This window comes from Aquimarina discodermiae, assembly GCF_040786235.1.
Lineage (GTDB): Bacteria > Bacteroidota > Bacteroidia > Flavobacteriales > Flavobacteriaceae > Aquimarina.
The window spans coordinates 1-26116 of record NZ_JBFMKP010000007.1 but is presented as its reverse complement, the minus strand read 5'-3'; the positions used below and the strand labels follow the sequence as shown (position 1 = coordinate 26116).

Annotated in this window: 24 protein-coding genes; 12 read left to right on the top strand and 12 right to left on the bottom strand. The window is 32.4% G+C overall.

Annotation, left to right across the window (positions count from 1 at the left end; all coding sequences use genetic code 11):
- The first annotated feature begins 29 nt into the window (after window positions 1-29).
- From ABW636_RS05735 to ABW636_RS05715, 5 genes are all read left to right on the top strand, one after another.
- Complete coding sequence (locus ABW636_RS05735) at window positions 30-2369, top strand: YfhO family protein (protein WP_367588999.1); 2340 nt, start codon at window positions 30-32, stop codon at window positions 2367-2369.
- Window positions 2370-2379: 10 nt separating this feature from the next.
- Window positions 2380-3663 (top strand): glycosyltransferase family 4 protein, encoded by a 1284-nt coding sequence (locus ABW636_RS05730; RefSeq protein WP_367589154.1) that lies wholly within the window; start codon window positions 2380-2382, stop codon window positions 3661-3663.
- Between the two features lie 358 nt (window positions 3664-4021).
- Window positions 4022-4897: an ion transporter gene (locus ABW636_RS05725; RefSeq protein ID WP_367588998.1), complete on the top strand. Its 876-nt coding sequence runs from the start codon at window positions 4022-4024 to the stop codon at window positions 4895-4897.
- Between the two features lie 23 nt (window positions 4898-4920).
- Window positions 4921-5391, top strand: a complete 471-nt coding sequence (locus ABW636_RS05720) for a sporulation protein (protein WP_367588997.1) — start codon at window positions 4921-4923, stop codon at window positions 5389-5391.
- A gap of 202 nt (window positions 5392-5593) precedes the next feature.
- Window positions 5594-7051 carry an oligosaccharide flippase family protein gene (locus tag ABW636_RS05715; protein ID WP_367588996.1) on the top strand — a complete coding sequence of 486 codons (1458 nt, stop codon included), beginning with the start codon at window positions 5594-5596 and terminating at the stop codon, window positions 7049-7051.
- A 61-nt stretch (window positions 7052-7112) separates the two neighbouring features.
- Here the strand turns inward: ABW636_RS05715 and ABW636_RS05710 are convergent, their stop codons facing one another.
- Window positions 7113-8351 (bottom strand): hypothetical protein, encoded by a 1239-nt coding sequence (locus tag ABW636_RS05710; RefSeq protein ID WP_367588995.1) that lies wholly within the window; start codon window positions 8349-8351, stop codon window positions 7113-7115.
- A gap of 794 nt (window positions 8352-9145) precedes the next feature.
- On the opposite strand from ABW636_RS05710, the gene ABW636_RS05705 reads away from it, so the two are divergent.
- The gene (locus ABW636_RS05705) at window positions 9146-13579 is read left to right on the top strand and encodes a M43 family zinc metalloprotease (RefSeq protein WP_367588994.1); all 4434 of its coding nucleotides are present in this window, start codon (window positions 9146-9148) and stop codon (window positions 13577-13579) included.
- A gap of 155 nt (window positions 13580-13734) precedes the next feature.
- Here the strand turns inward: ABW636_RS05705 and ABW636_RS05700 are convergent, their stop codons facing one another.
- Entirely contained in the window at window positions 13735-14397 is a 663-nt protein-coding gene (locus ABW636_RS05700) for an ABC transporter ATP-binding protein (protein WP_367588993.1), read from the bottom strand.
- A 201-nt stretch (window positions 14398-14598) separates the two neighbouring features.
- On the opposite strand from ABW636_RS05700, the gene msrA reads away from it, so the two are divergent.
- From msrA to ABW636_RS05685, 3 genes are read left to right on the top strand one after another with little or no spacing between them, the layout of a single operon-like run.
- Window positions 14599-15150 carry a peptide-methionine (S)-S-oxide reductase MsrA gene (msrA, locus tag ABW636_RS05695; RefSeq protein ID WP_367588992.1) on the top strand — a complete coding sequence of 184 codons (552 nt, stop codon included), beginning with the start codon at window positions 14599-14601 and terminating at the stop codon, window positions 15148-15150.
- Window positions 15151-15160: 10 nt separating this feature from the next.
- Window positions 15161-15757 carry a GTP cyclohydrolase I FolE gene (gene folE / locus ABW636_RS05690; protein ID WP_367588991.1) on the top strand — a complete coding sequence of 199 codons (597 nt, stop codon included), beginning with the start codon at window positions 15161-15163 and terminating at the stop codon, window positions 15755-15757.
- A gap of 60 nt (window positions 15758-15817) precedes the next feature.
- Window positions 15818-16123 (top strand): hypothetical protein, encoded by a 306-nt coding sequence (locus tag ABW636_RS05685; RefSeq protein WP_367588990.1) that lies wholly within the window; start codon window positions 15818-15820, stop codon window positions 16121-16123.
- Window positions 16124-16129: 6 nt separating this feature from the next.
- Here the strand turns inward: ABW636_RS05685 and ABW636_RS05680 are convergent, their stop codons facing one another.
- The 8 genes from ABW636_RS05680 to ABW636_RS05645 form a co-directional block, all read right to left on the bottom strand.
- Window positions 16130-16648, bottom strand: a complete 519-nt coding sequence (locus tag ABW636_RS05680) for a DUF6787 family protein (RefSeq protein WP_367588989.1) — start codon at window positions 16646-16648, stop codon at window positions 16130-16132.
- Between the two features lie 31 nt (window positions 16649-16679).
- Window positions 16680-17108 (bottom strand): DUF6146 family protein, encoded by a 429-nt coding sequence (locus ABW636_RS05675; RefSeq protein ID WP_367588988.1) that lies wholly within the window; start codon window positions 17106-17108, stop codon window positions 16680-16682.
- A gap of 208 nt (window positions 17109-17316) precedes the next feature.
- Window positions 17317-18216 (bottom strand): arabinofuranosidase catalytic domain-containing protein, encoded by a 900-nt coding sequence (locus ABW636_RS05670; RefSeq protein WP_367588987.1) that lies wholly within the window; start codon window positions 18214-18216, stop codon window positions 17317-17319.
- A gap of 5 nt (window positions 18217-18221) precedes the next feature.
- Entirely contained in the window at window positions 18222-18734 is a 513-nt protein-coding gene (locus tag ABW636_RS05665; protein ID WP_367588986.1) for a phage tail-like protein, read from the bottom strand.
- Window positions 18735-18810: 76 nt separating this feature from the next.
- Window positions 18811-19449 (bottom strand): DUF937 domain-containing protein, encoded by a 639-nt coding sequence (locus ABW636_RS05660; RefSeq protein ID WP_367588985.1) that lies wholly within the window; start codon window positions 19447-19449, stop codon window positions 18811-18813.
- Window positions 19450-19648: 199 nt separating this feature from the next.
- Window positions 19649-20599 (bottom strand): D-2-hydroxyacid dehydrogenase, encoded by a 951-nt coding sequence (locus ABW636_RS05655; protein WP_367588984.1) that lies wholly within the window; start codon window positions 20597-20599, stop codon window positions 19649-19651.
- Between the two features lie 77 nt (window positions 20600-20676).
- Complete coding sequence (serC, locus tag ABW636_RS05650; protein ID WP_367588983.1) at window positions 20677-21741, bottom strand: 3-phosphoserine/phosphohydroxythreonine transaminase; 1065 nt, start codon at window positions 21739-21741, stop codon at window positions 20677-20679.
- 196 nt (window positions 21742-21937) lie between these two features.
- Window positions 21938-22999 carry an acyl-CoA reductase gene (locus ABW636_RS05645; RefSeq protein WP_367588982.1) on the bottom strand — a complete coding sequence of 354 codons (1062 nt, stop codon included), beginning with the start codon at window positions 22997-22999 and terminating at the stop codon, window positions 21938-21940.
- Between the two features lie 64 nt (window positions 23000-23063).
- On the opposite strand from ABW636_RS05645, the gene ABW636_RS05640 reads away from it, so the two are divergent.
- Window positions 23064-23411, top strand: a complete 348-nt coding sequence (locus ABW636_RS05640; protein WP_367588981.1) for a 4Fe-4S dicluster domain-containing protein — start codon at window positions 23064-23066, stop codon at window positions 23409-23411.
- 106 nt (window positions 23412-23517) lie between these two features.
- Window positions 23518-24165, top strand: a complete 648-nt coding sequence (locus tag ABW636_RS05635) for an outer membrane beta-barrel protein (protein ID WP_367588980.1) — start codon at window positions 23518-23520, stop codon at window positions 24163-24165.
- Between the two features lie 159 nt (window positions 24166-24324).
- Here the strand turns inward: ABW636_RS05635 and ABW636_RS05630 are convergent, their stop codons facing one another.
- Complete coding sequence (locus ABW636_RS05630) at window positions 24325-24705, bottom strand: hypothetical protein (RefSeq protein ID WP_367588979.1); 381 nt, start codon at window positions 24703-24705, stop codon at window positions 24325-24327.
- 570 nt (window positions 24706-25275) lie between these two features.
- Between ABW636_RS05630 and ABW636_RS05625 the strand changes: the two genes are divergently transcribed.
- Complete coding sequence (locus ABW636_RS05625) at window positions 25276-25452, top strand: hypothetical protein (protein WP_367588978.1); 177 nt, start codon at window positions 25276-25278, stop codon at window positions 25450-25452.
- A gap of 25 nt (window positions 25453-25477) precedes the next feature.
- On the opposite strand, the gene ABW636_RS05620 is transcribed toward ABW636_RS05625, so the two are convergent.
- Window positions 25478-25891 carry a thiol-disulfide oxidoreductase DCC family protein gene (locus ABW636_RS05620; protein ID WP_367588977.1) on the bottom strand — a complete coding sequence of 138 codons (414 nt, stop codon included), beginning with the start codon at window positions 25889-25891 and terminating at the stop codon, window positions 25478-25480.
- Window positions 25892-26116: the final 225 nt, after the last annotated feature.

Here is a 26116-nt window from a genome sequence, read left to right as displayed (position 1 = left end):
ATTTTAATCCAGTTTTAAGTGGAAAAAAAATGAGACAGGGTGATATTGTACAATATACCGGTATGGCAAAACAACAAACAGATTATAGAAACCAAACGGGTGAAGAGCCTTATTGGGCAGATAATGCGTTTGGAGGAATGCCAACCTATCAATTAGGTGCACAGTACCCTCATAGTTATATTAAAAAATTAGATAGACTGATTCGATTTTTACCGAGACCTGCTGATTACCTATTCTTATATTTTGTAGGCTTCTATATTCTACTATTGGTATTGAAAGTTGATTATAAACTCGCATTTTTAGGGAGTTTGGCATTTGGTTTTTCTACTTATTTTATAATAATTATTGGGGTTGGTCACAATGCAAAAGCACATGCAATAGGGTATATGCCATTGGTATTAAGCGGAATTATTTTAACCTTTAGGAAGCGATATATCTGGGGAGGACTATTGTTGGCCGCCGCTATGGGGTTAGAAATCGCCGCCAATCATTTTCAGATGACCTATTATTTATTTTTACTGGTATTGGTATTGGGTATTGCTTATTTGATAGATGGTTATAAAAAGAAAGAAATACCAGCATATTTCAAATCGATAGGGGTAATGGTAATAGCCGTTGTTTTTTCGTTATTGCTTAATGCTACTAATTTGATGGCAACAAAAGAATATACGCAATACAGTACAAGAGGAGATTCTGGACTTACCATACAGGCAAATGGAAAGGAAAAAGTAGCATCAGGATTGGACTTTGATTATATAACAGAGTATAGCTATGGTATTGCAGAAACTTTTAACTTGTTTATACCAAGATTTATGGGAGGGTCTAGCGCAGAAGATATAGGTACAGATTCTGAAACCTATACAGAGTTGCTAAACCTTGGGATGCCGGCTAGTCAAGCAAAATCTATTGTCGAAAGAGCTCCTACCTATTGGGGAGATCAAACCTATATAGGTGCTCCGGCTTATATTGGCGCTGTAGTTATTTTCTTATTTGTATTGGCTTTATTTCTTATAAAAGGGAGATTAAAATGGTGGATTGTCGGGGGATCAGTTTTAGCATTATTATTGTCCTGGGGGCGTAACCTAAAGTTTTTGACGGTTTTGTTTATCGACTATTTCCCATTATATGATAAGTTTAGAGCGGTATCGTCGATACAAGTAATTATAGAATTGTGTTTTCCGATATTGGCTATTGTTGGAGTACATAAGTTTTTAAAAAGCTCTGTAGACAAAGAAGCAAAATTAAAAGCTTTAAAATATGCAACTGCCATAGTAGGAGGGATAGCGGTAATTTTTCTATTGTTTAAATCGGTTATTTTTAGTTTTAGTGGATCAAATGATGGAGTATTCATTCAGCAATTAGGCCCTAATTTTGTAAGAGCATTAAAAGAAGATAGAAAATCTATTTTTACTATAGATACAGTACGTTCTTTAGTACTGGTTCTTTTGGTTGCCACTGGATGCTGGTATTATGTAAAAGGAAAATTAAAAGAAAACCTCTTTCTAATAGCGATTGGAGTTTTACTACTAATAGATTTAGTTCCTATCGATAGGAAATATGTTAACAATAGTAACTTTGTCTCTTCCAGAGAGTTTAATAAACCTTTTAGAGCAAACAAAGCCGATAAAGAAATAGATAAAGATAAAGGACATTATCGTGTTTATGATCTAACAGCAAACCCTTTTAATTCTGGAAAAGCTTCTTATTTTCATAATGCATTAGGAGGGTATCATGCAGCAAAACCAGGAAGAATACAAGATTTATATGAGTTCTATTTGGTGAAAAATGACGTGGGAGTAATGAATATGTTTAACGTTAAATATATTATTACTGAAGATGAAGATGGGGTAAAGGCATTAACAAATCCTTATGCAAATGGAAATGCCTGGTTTGTAGCCGCTATCAAAGAGGTAACCTCTGCAAATGATGAAATTTTAGCTTTAAAAGATACCGATACTAAGAAAGAAGCTATTGTTCATTCTAAATTTATGAATGGTATAGAAAAGAATAAATTTGTAACTGATAGTTTGGCATCTATATCCTTAACCAAGCATAAACCCAATCACTTGGTGTACGAATCTTCAAATACCGAAGATGGATTTGCTGTTTTTTCTGAAAATTATTATCCTGGATGGCAGGCCTATATAAATGGAGCCCCGGTTGCACATGTACAGGTAGATTATACCTTAAGGGGGTTATCTATACCAGCAGGAAAAAATGTTGTAGAGTTTAAGTTTGATCCACCTGTGGTAAAAACCGGAAGTATGATTACTATGACAAGTTCTTTTCTGTTTATATTGCTTATTGCAGGAGCGTTGTTTTTTGAGTATCGTAAAAAGAAAAAGAAAGCTTCAGTACAGGAATCCTAGAAACACAATAATTTTGAAAGTCTTAATTATTACATATTATTGGCCACCTGCTGGGGGGCCTGGAGTACAACGATGGCTTAAATTTGTAAAATATCTTAGAGAGTTTGATATAGAACCTGTTGTATATGTGCCAGAAAACCCTACCTACCCAATGGTAGATGATTCTATGCAATCAGAAATCCCAGATGATATAGTAATTTTAAAGCAACCGATTTTTGAACCTTATGCATGGGCTCAGATTTTTTCGAAAAAAGAAACAAAAACGATTAGTAAAGGAATAATTACCAGAAATGATAAGCAATCTTTTATGCAGAAAATGTTATTGTATATACGAGGTAATTTTTTTATTCCCGATGCCCGAAAATTTTGGTTAAAACCTTCTCTTAAATTTTTAAAGAAATATATAAAAGTAGAGGGGATTGATACCATAATAACCACAGGACCACCTCATAGCGTTCATTTGATTGGCATGGGATTAAAAGAACAATTGGGTGTTAAATGGTATGCAGATTTTAGAGATCCCTGGACAACAATTGGATACCATGATAAGCTTAGGTTGACCAAAAGATCTATAAAAAAACATAAATCACTAGAAAACAAGGTGTTATCTACGGCAGATCATATTTTGGTAACAAGTTATACAACAGCAGAAGAATTTAAAGAAATTAGTAATACACCCATTTCGGTTATTACCAATGGATATGATGATGAAATGATTGATTCTGTAACATTGGATACTAAATTTACAATTTCTCATATTGGCTCTTTGTTATCGGGTAGAGACCCAAAAAATCTTTGGAAAGCAATCTATGATTTGACACAAGAAAATGAAGCTTTTTCTAATGCATTACAACTACAACTGGTGGGAGCGGTAAGCGATGATGTGTTATCTTCTATTAACAATGAAAGACTATCTGATTTTTTGAATTTGAAAGGGTATGTTTCTCATAAAGAGGCAATAAAGATTCAAAGAAGCTCTCAGGTATTATTGTTGATAGAAATAGACAGTAAAGAAACCAGATGTATCGTCCCGGGTAAGTTATTCGAATATATGGTATCTCAACGACCAATTTTGGCATTGGGGCCAAAAGATGCTGATATATCCAGATTAATCTCTGATACCAAATCTGGTTACTTTTTTGAATATGCAGAATACGAAAGTATAAAATCACATATCCATAATTATTTTATTGATTTTCAGAAAGGAAAGTTAAGTTCTAGTGCTATAGGTATTGAGAAATATAGCAGGCGAGAATTAGCAAAAGAACTCGCCAAGGTTTTAAAAAATGATTAACAAGGGCTGTTGAAACAATAGTGCTCTTATACATTCTTCACTTTTAAATATTTAATTAAATATCACCTTTTTTGGGTGAGTTTTCCCTTTTGTTTGTTTGTTTTGATGCAAACAAAAAGGGAAATAAAATAGTATAGTCAATCTAGCTAGTGATTTTAATCAATTATTATAACTCAGAAGTGACTATTAGGTAAATACAAATTGGGTAAAAACAAATTTGTATAACCTCTATTAATTACCCAATCAATAATACTACTCTTAAACCATCTAATTAATAAAGTTAATGATCCAATTTTATAGATAAAGATTGGCATTATACAGTAGAAACTAAAGCAATAACTGGTTATTAAAAACTTTTATGGTAAAATTTTGTAAATCAATAAGTAAAAGTAAATGGTTTCAAAACCTTATTACAATTGCAATAATAATTGCAGGTGTTCTAGTAGGAATCGCTACTTACTCCAAGTTTTCTTCAAAACATGAAAATGTATTAGAGGTATTGAATCAGATCATTTTGTGGATTTTCATTTTAGAAATTATTATAAAAATTATAGCAGAAGGAAGAAAACCCTGGCTTTATTTTAAAGACGGTTGGAACGTTTTTGATTTTATAATCGTAGCAGCCGCATTTCTTCCTTTTGGAGGAAATTCTATAGCCATTTTACGTTTACTTCGTTTATTGAGAGTTTTAAAACTTATAAAGGCCCTACCCAAGCTTCAAATGTTGGTAGGAGCTTTATTAAGAAGTATCCCTTCTATGGGGTATGTATCAATTTTATTATTACTCCTGTTTTATATATATGGGGTAGCAGGAGTGTTCTTCTTTTCAGAAAATGACCCAATACATTTTCAAGATTTACAAAGGTCTATGTTATCCTTGTTTAGGGTTGTAACCTTAGAGGATTGGACAGATATTATGTACATCAATATGTTTGGGTGTGAAAACTATGGATATGATGATAGAATGAATCTTTGTATAAATTCACAAGGTTCTGTAGCACTTTCTGTTACCTACTTTGTCTCCTTTGTTCTTATTGGCACCATGATCTTTTTAAACTTATTTATCGGAGTTATTATGAATGGGATGGATGAAGCAAAAAATGAAATGTTATTAGAACATCAATTTGAACATAGAGAAAAGGATACTAGCATTGAAGAAGTAGAACATAAAATATATGAATTACAGGAATTAATAGTGCTCTATAAAGCCCAGCAAAAAGAAAATGAGATATAAATAGTTAATGTGAACCAAGTAATATGGGATTTTTAAATAAGATAAAAAATAAACTAGGTATTGGGGGAGTAAAAGTAAACTTACAATTTCCTGGTCATGCGTCCAAAGAAAGCAAACAAATAGAAGGTAAGGTAGTACTAACTACCAAAAGCGAACAAGAAATAATCGAAGTTAAAATTAAGTTAGTAGAAGAGTTTACCACTGGTAGAGGCGATAATACCAGTACAAAGTCTTTTGATTTAGGTGTTGTAAAGTTCTCTGAGCGCTATATCATAAAACCTGGCGAAATAAAAGAAATTCCTTTTGTTTTACCATTTGAGTTGTTAAAATCTAAAGCAGATTCGCTATCAGAAAAAAGAGGTGTTGTTGGCAAAATAGGAAAGGTAAGTAAGTTTGTGTCCAATGAGAAATCAACATATCAGGTCAAAGCAACTGCAGATGTAAAGTCAGCTGCTTTAGACCCTTTTGATAAAAAGGATATTAGATTCGTATAGTTGCTATCAGATTGTAGTACTTAGAAATATCTTTTCCTTGAATACATAATTTTATTTAATAGAAAAGAGGTGGCTTACTATAGCCGCCTCTTTTCTATTGTAATTAATACTTTACGAAAATGAAATTAGAAGACGCTGTTATTTCTAATCACCTATTTTGTACTTTTAGGCTTTTTAAAATTAAATCTATCAAAGAGTAGGAATGGGAATTGTTGTTAACCAAACTATTAAGAATATAATTATTACTTGTCTGGGATTTGGTATTGGCGCTATGAATACGCTATTTCTTTTTACCAATTTTATGGATAAAGAATATTACGGATTAATAACATACCTTATGACTGCATCTAATTTGGTATGGCCATTAATGGCTTTTGGTATGCATAATACACTAGTAAAATTCTTTTCTTCCTATAAAAGTAGAGAGCAACAAGAACGGTTTTTAACAATGATGTTAGTTTTTCCGGTGGTAGTTTCCTTGGTGTTAGGAGGGGTAGGAGTAGCATTGTATAACTTAATTCTCGAGATGTTTAGTGTTAGAAATACGATTGTAAAGCCCTATATATGGACTATTTTTATAATGGCATATACTTTATCTTATTTTGAAATATTTTTTGCTTGGTCAAAAGTGAAGTTAAAAAGTGTTTTGGGTAACTTAATGAAAGAGTTATTTTTAAGAATATGTATTTCGGTTTTATTGCTTTTATTTTATTTCTCATTACTTACCATTCATCAATTTGTTTTTTCTTTGGTAGGGGCGTATGTAATACGAGTTTTGTTGATAGGTATATATGCATTAAAACTTCATCCAATTAAACTTCGATTTTCATTACCAGATAATTATATAAACGTTCTTAAATATAGTGTACTCATTTTGATTGCAGGGTCAGTTGCAACCATTTTGATTGATCTTGATAAAGCCATGATAGAACGTTATTTACCCATAGAAAACGTAGCAAAGTATAGTATATGTGCTTATATAGCCAGCGTTATTATTATTCCGTCAAGAGCAATGCATCAAATCACCTATCCTTTGACTGCAAAATTACTTAATGAAGGAGCAAAAGAACAGTTAAAAGAGTTATACAAGAAAAGCTCTATAAATTTATTGATAATAAGCGGTTTATTAATGGTGTTGATTGTGTGCAATGTGCATCAACTTTTTACGATCATTCCTGATGAGTATGAATTGTATATATGGGTGGTTGTTTTAATAGGAACGGCAAAATTGTTTGACAATATGTTAGGGAATAATAACTCTATACTTTATAATTCAAATCATTATCGAGTTGTGCTTTATGTGGGGCTAATAATGGTGGTTTTATCGATATTGTTTAATATGATTTGTATTCCCATTTATGGTATCACGGGTGCAGCAGTAGCAACAGGAATTGCAGTATTTTGTTACAATTGTATTAAACTATGGATTGTATATTCAAAATTTGGATTGTTTCCTTTTTCTCATCAAACAATTGTAACGTTATTGATTATTATTGGTTTTGTGTTTGGTTGTTATTTTTGGGAATTTTCTTTTCACCCCTTTGTTAATATTGCCCTAAAGAGTATTTTTATAGGTTTTCTTTATATAGTAGTTATATATATGAGTAGTGTATCCAATGATATAAACGCATTAATAAAGAAAACCCTCAAAGGTGCCTAAGCATGTTCTTTGAGGATTTCCTAAAACTAACCAACCAAAAAATTAAATATTTTTATTCTTTCTAACTTCTGCTTCTTGTAGAACGTGAGCGAGTATTGCTTGTTGCTCTTGGTGTTCTGGTAGAAGTAGTACTTCTTTGTCTGTTTACAGTCGTTCTTGTTCTTGAAGCGTTAGCTTTTCTGTTTGAAGAACGTGTGGTAGTACTTCTGCTGTAATTTCTTGTAGGTGATTTTTGTCTCCTTACCTGGTTATTACTTGCTACCGACTTTGTACCCGAACTATTTCTGGTATACCTTGTACTACGTGACTTATTGTTATAAGATCTGTTAGAAACGGTACTTCTTGTTCTTGTTTTAGAAGGAGTATGCCTTTTTGTTGATGTTACTCTACTTCTTGTCTGTGTACTTCTTTTATTGGGTGTAACAGAACGTGTTCTATTGATATTATTTCTTGTTGTTACATTAGATCTATTTCTTGTTGTATTAGACCTGTTATAGTGATTTGATCTTGATCTACTACGGTTTATTTTACTATAGTTTCTGTCATTTCTTTGATACATTGCTGTTCTATTGCTTCTTGTTCTATAATTAATCCTTCTTGCATCAGAACGTCTATATCCTCTATTATAACTAGTTACTCTATTATGAGGTCTGTAGTAGTTTCTACTTCTGTAAGGTCTGCTATAATATCCATTATAATAATTACGTCTATAAACAGTGTATGAACATCTATACGGTGTATAATACCTTCTATACGGTCTCTCATATACAATACATCTGTTTACTACCGGTACTGTAAAGTATTGGTGATATGGTCTGTAAACATAATGCCTGTTGTACACATTGATGTATCCTGTGCAGTTTAGAAAATTTCCATACCTATTATAGTTAACATATAATCCACCAACTCTTGCTATTCTACCAAATCTGTTATAATTTATATATACATCACCGGCTTGTATAATTCTACCGTAATGATCATAAAAAACAGGTACGTTCTCAATTTGTACTACTGCACCATAATCATCATATTGTACATAATCATCATAATTATACCCCGAATTAAAAGTAATACTTACACCGGGTGTATTTACTCCAACACTCAAGCCATTACGTTGACCACTTAAATAAAAATCAAATTGACCGTCTGCATAAATCGAAAAATCAATTCCGCCTTCAGTGAAAATAAATGATTTTCCAGAACGATTATATAAAGATGTGGTTGTATTAGTTGTTTCTAAAGCATTAGCAGTAAAAGATGCTAATAATAAGCCTGTAAAAAGTAAAACAATATTTTTCATAATTCTTGATTTTAGAGGAGTATTTAAATTTTTATAATTTTCGATACTCACTTTTATAGTATCAAGCAGCGTGCCAAAAAAAAATGCTTAACCTGTTAAGTAAGGTTTTACAGTAATGTGTTTTTGTGAATTTAACAAATGAAGGTAAATTACTACTTATGTAGATATTTAGTAGGTATTTACTTGCTATTATAAGTAGGAAATATTTGTATTTTTTTTATATTAAATATTATTGCATTGATTTTCAGGTATTTGATTTTTTAAAATTGTTGGATTTGTGTATTTTAACTGGTAGGGTCTGTTAGGTGAATTTATTTATATTGTGTATGTTTGAGCTAAAATAATATCAGTACGTATCAATATTATACTTTAAATTTGTGATTAACTAACTCAATTTTAAAAAACAAACTCAATGAAAGAAAACACATAATACTTCATTATCCCCCAATAAAGCAGTACTTATAAAAAAGATTTTATAATTAAATTTCAAAATTTTAAACAAGTCCAATCAAATTTTCTGTTTATAAAATTTGATTGGTTGTAATCATATTTTTTGAAATCTTCGACTGTACTAATGGCATAAAATAGACTATGTCAATTGAACTTGTATTGAATTCCTTTTTGTATTTGATTGTCACAAAGAGAAACATATTAATAGGTCACATCTAGCTAATAAAAAAATGATGTGCTTGTATTGGTATGTATAATTCAAAGTAACAAACCGAAATCAATTTTAGATTAGATATAACTCTAACAAATTATATATCACACTTAATATTTTTAACACAAACACCATGAAGTTTTTAAACTATTTTAATTGGAAAGCCTGGGTAAGCGCTTGTTTACTATTTGCGCTAACAGCAGGTTTTAACCTTAAGGCTCAAGAGATCAAATGTGGGTCTGATAAGGAAATGGAAACCTTTTATGAAAAAAATTCGAATGCCAGAAAAGAACATTCTGCATTGTTGAATAAATTAGCAATGGCTCAAAGAGCTGGAGGTTTTGCAAGTAAGGCAGATTCTTATGTAATTCCTGTTGTATTCCATGTTTTTGGAAAAGAATTTAATGCCGGTACTACGGTAAATGACGAAATTGTAAAAGCAGCATTGAAACTAAGTAATGATGAATTTCAGGGTTTATTACCCGTATGGAATACTATTGATGCTCCTTTTAATGCAATTAAGCAAAAATTAGATATTACTTTTAAATTGGCACAATTAGACCCTAGCGGAAACCCAACTACTGGAATCATTTATTATGATGAGAAAGGAGGAATGGGTAACTATGGTGACCCTACAGTAGCTGCAGTAGCTTGGGATAATTATAAATATTGTAATGTTTACATTACTAGAGATTTATATGCTGATGGAGATTATTGGAATTCTGGTGTTGCCTGGTATCCTACTACGGGTATGTCTAATCAAGATATTGCAAGAGTAGTGTTTAATGGAAGCTACTTGGCAGGAAATGCAGATATCGTTAATTCGAACAGACCAGAGATGAAATCTATTCTTACACATGAATTTGGACATTATTTGGATTTACCACATACTTTCGATAAAGGAGTATGTAATAATGATCCTAATGATGGTGACGGTGTTGCAGATACACCATCTCATAAAGACCCATCTTCAGGTACACAATGTAAAGTGATTTATAACTGTTTTAACCAGGAGATTAACAACGAAAATTTCATGGATTATACAAATTGTTATAAAATGTTCACAAAAGGGCAGGTGCAAAGAATGGTTAATGCTCTGGAAAACGCACCATCTCGAAAGACATTATGGACAACAGCTAATTTAATTGAAACAGGTGTAAGTACTAACTTAGGCGCTCGTATTGCCATTTCTGGAGCTATTTTTGAAGAACGTTTTAAAAATGACGGGCAGATAGGTAACTCAATAGATATCAACTGTGTTGATTGTAATTTTACCAAGAGTTCAGGTCAAATGACTTTGAATACAGATTACACAGTTTCAAATGTTCCTTCTGGATTATCACCAAGAATCGTTGTAAATAGTAATACATCTGCAACAATTTATTTAGATAATGTTGCACCAAACAATGAAGCTATACATTCTGTAGATAATCTTTCTATTACTTTTCTTAACCCTAGTGTGTCAGGAGGGGTTTCTCAATTATTTAAAGATACTCTTGGTAACCTGAAGGTTACTTTTAAAGATGAGTATACCAAATTTTGTGATATTGGTATTCGATTCGCTACCTACGCTCATATTACAAATGTTGAATTTAATGGGTTAAGCAATGCATCTGGTTTTGATAATGGGAACTCTGATTATTTGGATATCGAATATCCTATTAAACGAGGACAATCTTACCCATTAAGTATTACTACTAATGTAGGAGGAGCACAACCAATGGGTACCGATAAGAATAGAATACAAGTATGGTTTGATTGGAACGGAGATTTTATTTTAGATAGCAATGAATTGGTGGTATCTCATCCTTATTCTAATGTTAGTACAGATACAGCAGGTAATTATACTTACCAAACCAGTGTTACGATTCCAAATAATGCTAAGTTAGGTAAAATAGGTTTTAGAGCTATGGTTCATTTTGTTCAGGGTAATGAAGGTGATAATGCATGTGATACTGTAGATAGTGGTGAGAGAGAAGATTATGGATTAAGCGTATTGGATGATTCTGTTGGTTTTGAAGTTAATTTTTCTGGAAATCCGAATGAAGTTAACTTCTCAGAACAAGTTACTTTTATAGATTTAAGTACAACAGAAACAGGAGATGCTGTTGCTTCGAGAAAATGGACTTTTGAAGGAGGAAACCCAGCAACTTCATCCAGTAGTAACCCAAAGGTTCGCTATAGAAACCCTGGTAAGTATGATGTTACCCTTCAAATTACTACAGCCAATGGACAGACCAAAACAGAAACGAAAACGGCATATATCACTTCAAGATTAGAATATTGTGAAATTGGTCCAAGGTTTGGTTCTTATTTTAGTGTAAACAGGGTCGAGCTAAATACGATGAATCACGAACCACAAACAAGTATTGGTAGAAGTTATTATGATAATGTAGGCACCACCTTAGAGATAGGAAAAAGCTATCCTATGACTATTACAGCAGAATTAGGTAACGGAGGTCAAGGTGATGTTAACCGTGTTCGTGTATGGGCAGATTGGAATTTTGATAGTGTTTTCTCTGATAATGAATTAGTGCTAAGTAAAGTGGTTAATTTTGCAGATTATGACAGTAACAAAGAGATTACGTTTACAGAGAGTATTACAGTACCTGCTTCTGCTGCTTCAGGAAAGAAAATAGGTTTACGAGTATTGGGTCACTATGTAAAAGGTTCAGAAGGAGACTCTGCTTGTGGCGAGGTTGATAGCGGTAACCGGGCAGATTATGGAATCACTATTACAGGAGTAGGAAACCCAACGTGTGACGATGGTATACAAAATGGCGATGAAACAGGTATTGACTGTGGAGGTTCTTGTGAGCCTTGTGATCCAGATCCAACTTGTGATGATGGCATCCAGAATGGAGATGAAACAGGTGTCGATTGTGGAGGTTCTTGTAAGCCTTGTATCCTCGAAGTAGAGGGTGCTACCGTATCTACCAGTGATGATCAAACAGCAATAACTACTATTACCGGTGATGGTATTGCAGATATTGTTTCGTTTAAAAATACTAGTGAATCTATAGCTACTTATGCCTATCTAATTACAGATGAAGCAGGAAAAATTCTTGCAACAGAAACTACGTCTCATGATTTTGAAGGAGCTTCTGCGGGCATCTGTAAAGTATATGGTATCTCTTACAATGGTAATTTGAATGTTTCTGGAAAAAACATTGCTGATCGTGATTTGGCAACAGCACTTTATGAGGTTTCAGATAATTTTATTACAGTCACTAGAAAAGACCCAGATCCAGACCCAACATGTGATGATGGTATCCAGAATGGGGATGAAACAGGTGTTGATTGTGGTGGTAGTTCTTGCCCTGCTTGTCCTACCCTTAATTATTGTGAGGCAAATGGAACAAATTCTTCAGACGAATATATTAGTCGTTTTCAATTAGGTAGCATCGATAATACTTCTACCTCAAATGGCGGGTATAGTGATTTTACCAGTATATCTAGTGGTCTTTCTACAGATACTAGTCATAATTTTACGATCACTCCAACATGGTCAGGTACCGTATATAGTGAAGCATATGGTATATGGATAGATTATAACCAAGATGGAGATTTTGAAGATCCAGAAGAACAAGTGTTTAGTAAAGCGGCTTCTAGAGATACTTCTATTACAGGAGAATTTACAGTGCCTTCTGATGCAAAAAATGGAGCTACAAGATTACGTGTAATTATGCGATATAGTGCAGCACCATCGCCTTGTGATAGCTTTAATTATGGAGAAGTAGAAGATTATACAGTAAATATTGGGGGAGTGGTTAATCCAAATCCTACTTGTAATGATGGTATTCAGAACGGAAATGAAACTGGTATCGACTGTGGTGGTTCATGCGCTCCTTGTGTTACTAGTGGTACTGTAGTATATGTTAATAACGATGATATTATGGCATCTTCTTCTAGTACATGGAACTTCTTTAGAATAGAAAAGGGTGATGATAGAAGCTATGGTGCATGGTATAGCGGAAATTCTATTTACTTGGTTACGTATAATAAAGGTATTGTAACGACCAATGGTAATGGTAATCAAATTGTATTGTTAGACGAAGGTGTAGAAGTTGGCGCTTCTAGTAATTTCAGTACTGATAGTAGTTCTAATGTAATAGCTTCAAACAGCTATACCGATAATAAAGGTAAATCTGGATATATTGGATTTTCTTTCGAACTTGATGGCAATACCCACTACGGATGGTTCTATGTAACAGTTGCTGCAGATGGAATGTCTTATAGCATTTTAGATTATGCATATAACACTACTGCTGGAGAAGGTTTACTTACCACAAGAAATACTACAAAAACAGGAGATAGTTTTAGTAAAGTAAATGTCTATCCTAATCCATTTAGTGACAACTTAACTGTCGATGTAAGTGGTTTGGGTAACGAGCGTTTTACAATGACAGTATATAATGTTTTAGGAAAAGTGGTATATCAAAAGGTATATGCTGATAACCCAAAAACAATTACACTTGGAGAAAAAGAGATTAGCCGTACAGGAAACTATTTTATTAAGTTTGTTTCTGGATCAAGAACAGAGGTTAATACGGTAATCAAGCAGTAAATTTGCTTAAATAAATTTATGTAGATATTAAAAAGCCCTTGCATTGTGATGATGCAAGGGTTTATTTTTTTGCTTTATTTTAAAATGAAATTGATACGATTTTTAAATGTTAATCAAAAGAAACAGTTACTGTTAGCATTAACGATAACTTAGTTTTAACTCAAAATCTTACCATCTACCATTACTAATTTTCTATCTGCCATGTTGGCTAATTCCTGATTATGGGTCACAATAACAAATGTTTGACCAAATTCATCTCTTAACTTAAAGAATAATTTATGTAAGTTTTCTGCTGCCTCGCTATCAAGATTACCAGAAGGTTCATCAGCAAAAATTACTTTAGGATTATTAATCAAAGCTCTTGCTACTGCGACACGTTGTTGCTCTCCACCAGATAATTGAGAAGGCTTATGGTTGTATCTGTGCGAAAGTCCCAAAAAATTTAATAATTCTTTTGCTCTTTCTTCGGCATCAGCTTTTGATGTTTTTTTTATGAATGCCGGTATGCATACATTTTCTAGAGCAGTGAACTCGGGTAGTAACTGATGAAATTGAAATATGAACCCAAGTTGTTCATTTCTAAATTTGGAAAGCTGTTTTTGTGATAATTCATTAACATCAGTATCATTAATATGTAAAGAACCATTATTAGCACCACTTACATGATCTAATGTGCCCAAAATTTGAAGTAATGTAGTTTTTCCTGCACCAGATGCTCCTACAATAGAAATGATCTCTCCTTCCTTTATAAAGAGATCTACACCTTTTAGTACATGAAGATTTCCGTAATTTTTATGAATATTATTTGCTCTTATCATTTGTGTATTCACTTTGAGGAGTGAAAGTAATCAATATCATTAGAATCCCCAAGTATATCCTTTATAAGAGTATTAAAAATTAAATATGCTGTTTTTTTATAAAATAATAGATTAAATTGGTACAAAATAGTAGTTATATAAGTACTTTCGCTTGCTTAAATAGAGAAAATAATTGCGTAAAAATTCTAGGTAGTTATTAATATGGAAAAAAATCATTTAGAAACAGCAGTGTTGGCTGGAGGGTGTTTTTGGTGTACCGAAGCCGTTTTTCAGCGATTAGAAGGAGTTGTTGCCGTAGTACCTGGATATACAGGAGGCACTATTAAAAACCCAGCATATAGAGAAGTAACAACTGGTAGAACAGGCCATGCAGAAGCTATTAAAATTGATTTTGATCCCACAATTATTTCATATAAAGAATTACTCGAAATCTTTTTTGCTACGCACGACCCTACTACTTTAAACCAACAAGGAGCGGATCGGGGAACTCATTATAGAAGTGTAATTTTTTATGTTAATGATCGACAAAAAAGCATTGCCGAGCAAATAATAAGTTTTTTAGCAAGTGAGAATGTTTATAAGAATGATATCGTTACAGAAATTACACTATTAGAAACTTTTTATAATGCCGAAGAATATCATAGAGATTATTATAATCAGAATACAGAGCAAGGGTACTGCCAGTTTGTAATTAACCCGAAGTTAAGAAAACTTCAGACTACCTTTAAAAATAAATTGAAAAAAGAAAAATAGAATACTTGTTATGCCGTATAAAAATTTTGAAGAATATAATATAAAAGTAACAGAAGAAGTAAAAGAAAAGTTTGAATCTATAATTACCGATTTAGGAGAAGATGTTAAGAGAGAAGGGATCGTGAAGACCCCAGAAAGAGCAGCAAAAGCAATGCAATTTCTAACGCAGGGCTATCATCAAAACCCAACAGAAATACTTAAAAGCGCAATGTTTAAGGAAGACTATGATGATATGGTGATTGTAAAAGATATAGAGCTTTATTCGCTATGTGAGCATCATATGCTTCCTTTTTTCGGAAAAGCACATATTGCATATATACCTAATGGTCATATTGTAGGTTTAAGTAAATTACCGCGAATTGTGGATGTATTTGCAAGACGTTTACAAGTGCAGGAAAGATTAACACATGATATTTTAGAGTGTATAAATAATACTCTTAAACCTCAGGGAGTGGCGGTAGTGATAGAGGCATCTCATATGTGTATGATGATGAGAGGGGTACAAAAACAAAATTCTGTAACTACTACTTCTGGTTTTAGAGGGCAATTTGAAAAAATCGAAACACGTACAGAGTTTTTGCGATTAATAACGGCAGATTTGGGATAGAGTTTTTTTGGAATACTCTTTGCTTATAGTAAGATATAACCCTAAATTTTTTAATAAACAATGACAAAAGACAAATACAAAAAACTAGGATTAAGCTTACTTTTTGATGCCATCGGAATGATATCTTATATCGTTCCCGGTGTTTTAGAATTTACAGACGTGATATGGGCTCCTATTGCAGGATGGTTGATGACCAAAATGTACAAAGGTAATGTTGGTAAAGCTGCGGGAGTATTTACATTGATAGAAGAAGCACTTCCTGGTTTTGATGTAATTCCTACTTTTACAATCATGTGGATCTATACCTATGTTATAAAAAAGAATACAGAAGAGGAAGATGTTATTGAAGTAGATATCACCCAATAAAAAGTGTTAGTCTTTAATAAAACGAGCAAAGCCAAGTCTTTTTAGCATCTTTTTTTCAAAACCCCAGAAGAAACTAAATTGACCAAATAACCATCCTACAATAAGTAATAATATTTGATATACAGGAAATATAATAAATACTCTTAATATCCAATATAACCAGGTGCTGGATGTTTCTTTACTAATCCCTATAAAAGAAAGCATTGGATCAGAAATACGCGCAGCAGTAGAACCAGTGATTGCAAAAGCAATAAATATAGCGATTAACTCCCATCGATAGGTAACTTCCCATTTTTTTGCAAGAACTTTAAATAGTTTTAGAGTGACAAATAGAAAGAGAGCAGAAAGTATTACAATAATTGCTATCTGTAAACCAATGTAAGTAGCGTCATTATTAACATGTATTGATCTTAAGATGGATTTGCTAATCAGGTATGATGAAAATATGAGACTTACCAAACCCAATACAGGAAATATCAATTGCCAACTTGAATTTATTTCCCAACGGTCTTTAAATTTTTGCATGGTGCAAAAATACAATTAAAAATTATGTAAATCAAAATCGTACTCCCCTTGTAAGCATAAATCTTTGTCTAAATTGTTGTTCGAAAAACAAGAAGTAATGATAGAGAAGATAATTTACTTCATATCCGTAACGTATATTTGGATCATAGTTAATTTGAAAAGGGTATAAATTTGGATCAAATTGTAAAGGTTGTATGACTCTTTGGTTGTATTCCATTACATAAAGTCGATTTCTGTTTTCTAAAAATACTTCAGAAAAATACCCCCGGGGTCTTTGAGAAATTACCCATGCATTAAACCCAGGTTCTATAATCAAAATTTCGTATTCTAAGCTGTCATTTGCAATTCTTACTGTATCAGAAAGAGATGCTGTAGATGTTACATTCATATTCCTATTTTTAGTTGTAGAACAACTAAATATGAATATTCCTACTAGTAATATTAAAGCACAATTTTTCATTTGTATTCCATTTCTTCTAAATATATCTAAAAAAAGAATACAATTGTGTTGTATAAATTATAAAATCCACAAAAAAATCATGCTTTTTATCTATTTATACCTATTTAAGTATTGATTTGGTTAAGTTTTTAAAAACCAATATATGTATGTTATTATTAACTTTTTTTGGTAAAAAAAATAAATTTTAAACTATCTGTATATTAAGACGTTATAGATTCCAAAAACTAGTTTGACTCTCTTCAATTTCCAAAGTATCAGCTAGTGTGATTTCCATGTTATACATAATCAATTCTGTAAATCTATTTGTTGCGAATTGTGAGTTATTGCCATTGGTATAAAGAATACCAAAGTTATTGGTAGCTGTACATCTACCATTGTTATAGTTCCCTGTTCGAAGTATTATCCCATTCTTTCTGATAGTTTGGATTGTGTTTTCTCTTATAAAAGAAAACTGTTGCCATTCATTATTTGTGTTTGCAGCATACCTAACAGAATTATCACAGCATATACCAGAATCAAAATATACTTGATTATTACTCCAGTTAATATGAGTAGACCATCGATTAGGATTATTACCTGGCTGTCTTGTGCCAAAAGCAAACTGGCTTTTAGAAGTACTATAAATTACGGTTAATACAGATCCATTTACTCCCGCGTTGGTAAGAATTTGAATACTTGTATTAATATCTAATCGATCATTATTACCATCTCCAAAAAAATAAGGCCTTATTGGGTCTGTAATAAATTGTGGTTGAAATGCGTCAGTGTTTTGGATGGCGTTTCTTCCTTGTCCACTTTGGTCATACCAAATCACCACAAATACATTGGCCGCTCCTCTCCAAGCATCTATTGCAGCTATATCGACAATATCATTGTCTGCCCATCCAAAATCTGATTGCGCATTATCACTATCTCTACGTAACCTTACCAAAGGGCCATTATAATCAGATTCTAATACTCGAAAGGAAAGCGCAAAACTGATATTGGTTAATTTTTCATCGAGGATATGTGAAGGCATCATCGTTGGAAAGTGATTGTATTGCGAAATTTGCCCAAAACCTATATACGAAACACATATACAGAATAAGTGTAAAATAAATTTTTTCATACTACTTAGTTTACTTTTAAATCCCCTGTAATATGAAATATATTTGTATCGGTAGATACAATTCCTACACCAGCGTCTAAACCTGCAGTTTTAAATCTATTCAATCGATTTTTTACGGTCACACCACCTGCTCCAGAGATAGTGACTTTGCCAGTACCAGTTTGGTATACGCTTACATTATAACCAATAGTTAATCCACTTGGAACGGTAAGGGTTACGTCTGTTGTGCTATTAAAAGTTAAAATATTACCGTTATCACTTTCTAAAAGAGTATAATTTCCTGTTTTAGGAAATACCGATGGAGCAGTTAATAGTTCCTTCCACTCGGTACCATTAAATTTATACGCCTTTTTTTTGTCGGTATCAAATACCAAAGCTCCTTCTTGAATGGATGCAACAGGGATTGCATTTATGTCTATAGTTGTTGCCTCTGGCAATCCAAGCAACGCATTATTATCTATTTGTGCTATCCCGACTGTTGAATATGCTAATATTAAAATAAGTAATAGTTTTTTCATATAAAAGTAGGTTTTAAGATAAAGGCTCCTTAAATCTAATATTTAAGAAGCCCTTGTAATTTATATAAAAGTTGAATTATTTACCAAATAATCCTCCAAGAAGACCACCTAGTCCTCCTTTTTTACCGCTTCCGCTTAGTACCATACCAGCCACGTCATCTAGAATGCTACCATCTCCATCGGCATCAAGAAATGATTCTATTAAGGATTGTTGTTTTGAACCACTTCCGCCTCCTAACATTCCGCCAAGAAGACCGTTTAATCCATTTGCATCAGAGACATTGTTTTGAGCAGCTTGTTTTCCTAAAACTCCCATTAATATAGGAGCAGCTACTTTTAATATTTGAGCAATAGAACCTGCATCTATACCAGATTTTTGGCTTAAAGCGTTCTCTACAACTGGTTGCTTATTACCAAGAATATGACCTAAAATTCCTGCTCCATCATTTGTAACATTGTCTTCAACTCCTCCTTCAAATAACCCTCCCAGGTTTTCTAGGATTCCTCCACCCGAATGTTTTCCAGATAATGCACCTAATAATCCTGATGCACCTTCGGGGGTAGATGCGTTGCGTTGCATGGCTCCCATCAATACAGGTAAAGCCATACTAAGTACGCTTCCTGTCTTATCAGCAGATTGCCCTGTTTGGCTACTTACGCCGCTAATAATTTGTTTCCCTATCGGGCTATTTAAAAGATCTAAAATTCCAGACATGATTGTATTTTTAATTATGTGAATCTAAATTTACGTTTTTTATTTCTAAAATAATCGAAGGGAATTGGTTTTATTTAGCCAAAAAATAGATGAAAGGTAAGTTTTATCGACCTATTGTTTTGGGATATAAAAATTCCTTATAAAAATAATTTTTTTATAAGGAATCAGATTATTCTTTATGGATAAAAAAAAGGTAGCTTTATTTTAGAATGGTAATGATTTGATTGGCCAATTCATCACCAATACGATCCTGTGCTTCTTTGGTTGCAGCACCTATATGCGGTGTTAGTGATACTTTAGAATTCATTAATACCTTGATTGCGGGTTTTGGCTCATCTTCAAAAACGTCTAATCCGGCAAAGTTTAGTTTTCCTTTTTCTAATGCATCTATCAAAGCTACTTCATCTACAACACCCCCACGTGCAGCATTGATAATACCTGCACCAGATTTCATTTGGTCTATCTCGGCCGAACCGATTACATATTCCTTTTGAGCTGGCACATGAAGTGTAAAGAAATCTGCATTTTTAAGCACCTCTTCTTTAGAAACAGTTTTTATATTAAAGTTTAAAGATTGTCCATCAAAAAATTCTAGAGGAATATTTACTTCGTCTATAAAAGGATCGAAAGCTATTACATTCATACCAGCACCTATGGCTATCTTTGCGGTTGCTTGTCCAATTCTTCCGATGCCTATTATTCCAAGTGTTTTTCCTCTTAACTCGGTTCCATTTGCATATGCCTTTTTTAGATTTTTAAACTTACTATCTCCTTCTAATGGCATATTTCTATTTGCATCGTGTAAAAAACGTACTCCGCTATATAAGTGTGCAAAAACCAGTTCTGCAACCGATCCCGACGATGCAGCGGGCGTATTTATTACATGTAACCCTTTCTCTTTGGCATAGGCCACATCAATATTATCCATTCCTACACCGCCTCGTCCAATAATCTTTAAAGAAGGACAGTTATCAATTATATCAGTTCTTACTTTGGTTGCACTACGAACAAGTAAAACTGATATTTCGTTTTCATTTATAAAATTGACGAGTTGGTCTTGTGCGACAGTAGTTGTTAATACGTTAAAACCTGCATTTTCTAAAGCATCTATTCCGCTTTGCGCTACTCCGTCATTTGCTAGTACTTTCATAAAACCTGAATCTTTTTTTTAATATTTCCAACTTTCTGGAAAACGATTATTAAGTAATAAAATAGAATTAAATAAGGTTATGCTTTTCGTTCAAGATCTCCCATAATATCTACTAAAACAGCAACACTTTCTATTGGTAACGCGTTATACATACTTGCTCTATAACCACCAACAGTTCTATGACCATGTAGTCCATTAATTCCCGCTTCATTCCACATAGCATCAAATGTTTCTTTTAGATCTTCATTGACAAGGGTAAACGTAGCATTCATTGCAGATCGATCCTCTTCTTTGGCAAATCCTTGAAATAATGGGTTTAGGTCTATTTCAGAATAAAGCAGTTTTGCCTTTTTTTCATTCATTTCTTCGATAGCACTAATTCCACCAAGTTTTTTTAACCAACGTAAGGTTAACATACTGGTGTATACTGCAAAAACAGGAGGGGTGTTAAACATACTAGCTTTACTAATATGAAGTTGATAATCTAGCATTGATGGAATTTCTCTTTCTACCTTACCTAAAATATCTTCTTTTACAATAACAAGAGTTGTTCCTGCCGCTCCCATATTTTTTTGTGCCCCTGCGTAGATCAAATCAAATTTTGAGTAGTCTAATTGTCTTGAAAATATATCACTACTCATATCACATATGAGCGGAGTATTTGAAACAGGAAACTTTTTGAATTGAGTACCAAAAATGGTGTTATTACTGGTACAATGAATATAATCAAGATCTTTAGGGATCTTATATCCTTTAGGGATGTAATTATAGTTTGTATCTTTTGAAGAAGCAATTTCTTCTATCTCACCAAAAAGTTTAGCTTCTTTAATTGCTTTATCACTCCAGTTACCCGTATTAATATAGCCAGCTTTTGACTGTAAAAGGTTATAAGCTGTCATTAAAAATTGAGTACTAGCTCCACCCTGAAGAAACAAAGCCTTATATCCTTTACCCTCTAATCCTAATAACTCTAATGCAAGAGAACGGGCCTCTTCCATAATATCAACAAAATCTTTACTACGATGTGAAATTTCAATAACGGATAGGCCAGAATTATTATAATCTATTAAAGCTTTAGAAGCTTCTTTAAATACTTCTTGTGGTAGAATGCAAGGACCAGCGCTAAAATTATGCTTTTTCATATCATGCAAATATTAATTGTTTTTAGTTTAATTTTTGATTTAGAGAACAAAAAAGTTTCAAGGCATTTATAGTAGTAACAAAACCTGCTTAATTGTTCGGTGTTGACTTTGATCATTGCTAATATATTGCAAAGTCATAAGTATCGCAAAGGTGCTAATAATCTACTAAAATAAAGGTGTTAAAATGATAAATAATTTAACAATTTTTTGTCAAAAATTCAATTGTATCTATGTCATCAGCATAATCCCAAAGCCTAGGAGATTGCGTTTGTCCAAATTTTATACTAGAATTAGAAAAATCATCACTCACTACACATTGTATCTTTTCTTTATCTGCTGCTAGTTTTTTATTTAGATCATCTTTATCCTCATATGTCTCATAAAAAAGTGTTGCAATAGGAGAGGAGTAGCTAGTATCTTCTTTAAGCATTAAGAAACCATTTTCCAATAATTTGTAATTGCTCATTAGGTATACAGCTTTATTATAATCATAATTATTAGCATATTTAGCACTGTTAATAATATCATTATATGCATAAATTCCTTTGAAAAAAGCATCAAAATCATATCGTTTGGGGACCATTAGCTTAGATACATTTCTACAGCCCAACCCATAATATCTAAAAATATCTTTACCAAGTGCTTCAAGTTGTTCTTTTGATTCGTTTCCTGATAAAATAGCTACAGAATTTCTGTTTTTTCTTATAATATTAGGTACTTTTCCAAAGTAATATTCAAAATACCTAGAAGTATTATTACTGCCAGTAGCAATTACTGCATCAAAATCTGTAAACTTTTCTTTTGTAAAGGTTATATAGTCTTTAAAACTTGGTTCTATTTCAATAAGATAAGATGCTAATAAAGGTAGAAGTTGATTATCGTTCGAAGATTGTTTTATTAATACGCGATGTCCACAAATCAATACACATAAAAAGTCATGAAAACCTACTAGCGGAATGTTACCAGCCATTACAATACCTACTGTTTTAGGATTCTGGATGTCTATATTGTACCTTGATAACCAGTCAGTAAGGTTCTTTTTTGTAAGGGCGTTACTCCATTGTTCTATAGAAAAAATCACATTTTCCTTGGTAAACCATCCATTGGTATGCACTGCATTATTTATTTTATGAATCATTTCATCAAAAAAATATTGAGAACCATTTACGGTTGTATATATCTCATTATCAGTGTTTTTGAATTGTTTTAGAGACTCTCCAAGCATCGAAAATGCTTTTATTCGATCATTTATTAACATCCTTTTTTGTTTATCAGTAGTATACACGCTATTTTTGTGCTGCAAATTTAGAATAAAAAAAGCTATGGCGATTATAATAACTGACGAATGTATAAACTGTGGTGCTTGTGAACCAGAATGTCCAAATACCGCTATTTATGAAGGAGCTGATGATTGGAGGTATTCTGATGGTACCGATCTAGAAGGAGATGTTGTACTACCAGGTGGTAAGGCCGTTAATGCAGATGAGGCGCAAGAACCTGTTAGTGACGAAGTATACTATATTGTACCAGATAAATGTACAGAATGTAAAGGTTTTCATGAAGAACCACAATGCGCAGCTGTATGTCCTGTAGATTGTTGTGTTCCTGACGAGGATATTGTAGAAACAGAAGAGTTCTTGTTAGAGAAACAAGCATTCATGCATAAATAAAACTTACATATTTTACCTAATAAAAAGCCTGTTTAATTACGGGCTTTTTATACTAATGGCTTAAAATTTAGTATTTTCGTTCAACCTATTTTAAATTTAAAAAATTATGAAAAAAATAATTTTACTTGCTTTATTACTAATGGTATCTGTTATGTCTTATGGGCAATATCGTTGGGAAGTTTCTGGAGGGGCTACTTTTTCGAAGCTTAATCTTGACAACGTAGAAACTACAGGAGGAACTGGTTTTTTTGTAAATGCAGGTTACGGTTATTTGATGGGAGTAAGAGCTAGAACTAGTATTGTATTTTCTTTAGACTTGTTACAACGTAAAAGTGAAATCGATCAAGCTTTAACACTACCAGCAGGTTCTAACGAACAAGAGCTTTTGGTTATCTCTACAGGAAAATCAACTGTTGAAACTCTACAAATAGGTTTTACACCAAAATTTAGATATCTAACAGGAGAAGGTAAAGATAGGTTTAGAGGCTTTATTAATGTAGGACCTTCTTTTAGGGTAAATACTGCATTAGAGGTTAATGGGCAGGAACTAGAGGATGATGCATATGAAAAGTTGATTATAGGAGGAGTGTATGGTGTTGGTTTTTCACAAATGATTGGTGAAATGTTTGATATTATGGGAGAATTTGGTGTTATGAATGATTTTGTAGATAATATTATTGATGCTGATAGTAAGTTTTTTGACGTATATGCCAGAGTAGGTGTGCGATTTAGAATTTATGATGCAAGAAGATAAATACAATATATAAACCTAACTTTAATTGTTACAAAAAGTCCTGCTGTTTACAGCGGGATTTTTTTGTTGTTATAGTATATAAAAAATAACCGCTAATGGATTTTTAAATCCATTAGCGGTTATTTTTGTTTATTTTGTAATACTAACTTACTAAACTAGCTAAGAGGCACTGAGTGCATCTCGATATTCTTTTAAATCAGCAATATTAGTTCTATTACTTAATTTTTTTGTGAGAGAAATCATGTATTTAAGACTCTCTACAGGATTTACGGCAGTATCATTATTAGAAACAGAAACAGCGTCACCATCTGCAGATTCTTCTACAGGTTCGTCATCAGGTATCGGAATTAAGAATGAATCATTCCTTTCTATATGCTCATAAGTATATCTAAGCACTTTTACCACAAGTGGTATTTGCTCTTCTAAGGCATATGTTCTTAATTCTTTAAGATCTTCTATCAATGACTCTGAATTGATTCCTGAGTTGTCAAGGTCATTCAGAATTTTATCGATTAATTTGATTGCTTTTTTATTTTCCAAAAGGATAAAGTTATTTGGGTGATTAACTATTACTAAATGCAAATTTATGTTTTTCCTGAATTATTAAAATCAAATCTGACTATATTTTTACAATTATCATCTTTTTTTTTGTTTAGGATTATTTAACAATATCTTGTTTTTTTGTATAAATAATTGTTTTTCAGGTAATTAAGTGTGTTTACTTCAGTAAATGATACTATTCCGGCTAAAGTTTGAGGTAAAACCGTAACCGCATATAGATCAATCCTCTTTATCTTTGACAAGTATTCCAATTACAATTTTTCCCTTACTTTTTTTGTTTTCCCCAACACTTACCTCCTTATTATAAGGAGGTAAGTTCTTCTTTATACATATGTTAAATGAAATTTATCCCTAAGTAAGTAACTATTACTATTGTTTTTTGAGGTAAAACAAATCGATTTTTTTGCTGTGATTGTTTAACTATAACTGTGTTTTATATAGTAAAAGGGGTATTTACCCCTATAATTCTAGTTAAACTCCCCTTATTATATATTGTCTTGATCTATACTTTTGGCATATCACAATTTGCACAAACAAAATCTTACATTTATGAAAAGGCTTTTACTACCCATAGTTCTTATTGCATTCGCTGTTGTTTGCCTTGGCATCGTTCATATAGATAATATAAACGAAATAAACTCGCAATCTGATGAGTTAAGAAAAAAGCATCAAGGGTTTATGGAAAAACGAAGTAATACAGAAAATACGAACACTATATCAAAATGAACTACTAAAAGAGATTCTACAGCTATTAATGTTGATCGATAAAAAGAGAACGAAGCTCTGGTGTGGGGATCATACAACTTTCCTTTTTTCCGAACCATTTATACCTATTCTTGGCAATAATATCATAAACCCAATCTCTAAAGAAGGATGGTATTATTAAAAAAACAGAAAAAATAGGATATAGGCCTGATAAGTGTCGTATAATATGTAAAGCAGCAGTTGATTTATAATAATACGATTTCTTCGGTTCTATTAGTAAAATAGAATCCAATTTTGAAGAATCAATATTTCTTTTCTGTATAAGTTGCTTTCCTATATCACTTTGTAAAGAAGCATATCTAAAAATATCATTTTTATCATGCTTAATGATAAAATTAATAGTACTGTTGCACATGTTGCAAACACCATCAAACAATATAATCTTTTTGGCTTCTTTCATATCTTATTACAAAGATAACGAAATAAGTAATTCATGTTAAGTTTATTATACAATTGGTTTGGATCTATTTTTTATATTTTGATGATACATTGTTATATAATCATATAGGGTTACCCATATAAGTCTCAAATTATTGTAAATGAGTATGTTATTTTGTAAATTGTATGTAAATACACAAAAGATGAAGATATTAAAATCACTTGACAGGCAGGTGTTTACAGATCG

Coding starts and splice junctions, on each gene's coding strand:
- ABW636_RS05735 (WP_367588999.1), top strand. CDS start 30: ATGAGACAGGGTGATATTGTACAATATACCGGTATGGCAAAACAACAA.
- ABW636_RS05725 (WP_367588998.1), top strand. CDS start 4,022: ATGGTAAAATTTTGTAAATCAATAAGTAAAAGTAAATGGTTTCAAAAC.
- ABW636_RS05720 (WP_367588997.1), top strand. CDS start 4,921: ATGGGATTTTTAAATAAGATAAAAAATAAACTAGGTATTGGGGGAGTA.
- ABW636_RS05715 (WP_367588996.1), top strand. CDS start 5,594: ATGGGAATTGTTGTTAACCAAACTATTAAGAATATAATTATTACTTGT.
- ABW636_RS05710 (WP_367588995.1), bottom strand. CDS start 8,351: ATGAAAAATATTGTTTTACTTTTTACAGGCTTATTATTAGCATCTTTT.
- ABW636_RS05705 (WP_367588994.1), top strand. CDS start 9,146: ATGAAGTTTTTAAACTATTTTAATTGGAAAGCCTGGGTAAGCGCTTGT.
- ABW636_RS05700 (WP_367588993.1), bottom strand. CDS start 14,397: ATGATAAGAGCAAATAATATTCATAAAAATTACGGAAATCTTCATGTA.
- msrA (WP_367588992.1), top strand. CDS start 14,599: ATGGAAAAAAATCATTTAGAAACAGCAGTGTTGGCTGGAGGGTGTTTT.
- folE (WP_367588991.1), top strand. CDS start 15,161: ATGCCGTATAAAAATTTTGAAGAATATAATATAAAAGTAACAGAAGAA.
- ABW636_RS05685 (WP_367588990.1), top strand. CDS start 15,818: ATGACAAAAGACAAATACAAAAAACTAGGATTAAGCTTACTTTTTGAT.
- ABW636_RS05680 (WP_367588989.1), bottom strand. CDS start 16,648: ATGCAAAAATTTAAAGACCGTTGGGAAATAAATTCAAGTTGGCAATTG.
- ABW636_RS05675 (WP_367588988.1), bottom strand. CDS start 17,108: ATGAAAAATTGTGCTTTAATATTACTAGTAGGAATATTCATATTTAGT.
- ABW636_RS05670 (WP_367588987.1), bottom strand. CDS start 18,216: ATGAAAAAATTTATTTTACACTTATTCTGTATATGTGTTTCGTATATA.
- ABW636_RS05665 (WP_367588986.1), bottom strand. CDS start 18,734: ATGAAAAAACTATTACTTATTTTAATATTAGCATATTCAACAGTCGGG.
- ABW636_RS05660 (WP_367588985.1), bottom strand. CDS start 19,449: ATGTCTGGAATTTTAGATCTTTTAAATAGCCCGATAGGGAAACAAATT.
- ABW636_RS05655 (WP_367588984.1), bottom strand. CDS start 20,599: ATGAAAGTACTAGCAAATGACGGAGTAGCGCAAAGCGGAATAGATGCT.
- serC (WP_367588983.1), bottom strand. CDS start 21,741: ATGAAAAAGCATAATTTTAGCGCTGGTCCTTGCATTCTACCACAAGAA.
- ABW636_RS05645 (WP_367588982.1), bottom strand. CDS start 22,999: ATGTTAATAAATGATCGAATAAAAGCATTTTCGATGCTTGGAGAGTCT.
- ABW636_RS05640 (WP_367588981.1), top strand. CDS start 23,064: ATGGCGATTATAATAACTGACGAATGTATAAACTGTGGTGCTTGTGAA.
- ABW636_RS05635 (WP_367588980.1), top strand. CDS start 23,518: ATGAAAAAAATAATTTTACTTGCTTTATTACTAATGGTATCTGTTATG.
- ABW636_RS05625 (WP_367588978.1), top strand. CDS start 25,276: ATGAAAAGGCTTTTACTACCCATAGTTCTTATTGCATTCGCTGTTGTT.
- ABW636_RS05620 (WP_367588977.1), bottom strand. CDS start 25,891: ATGAAAGAAGCCAAAAAGATTATATTGTTTGATGGTGTTTGCAACATG.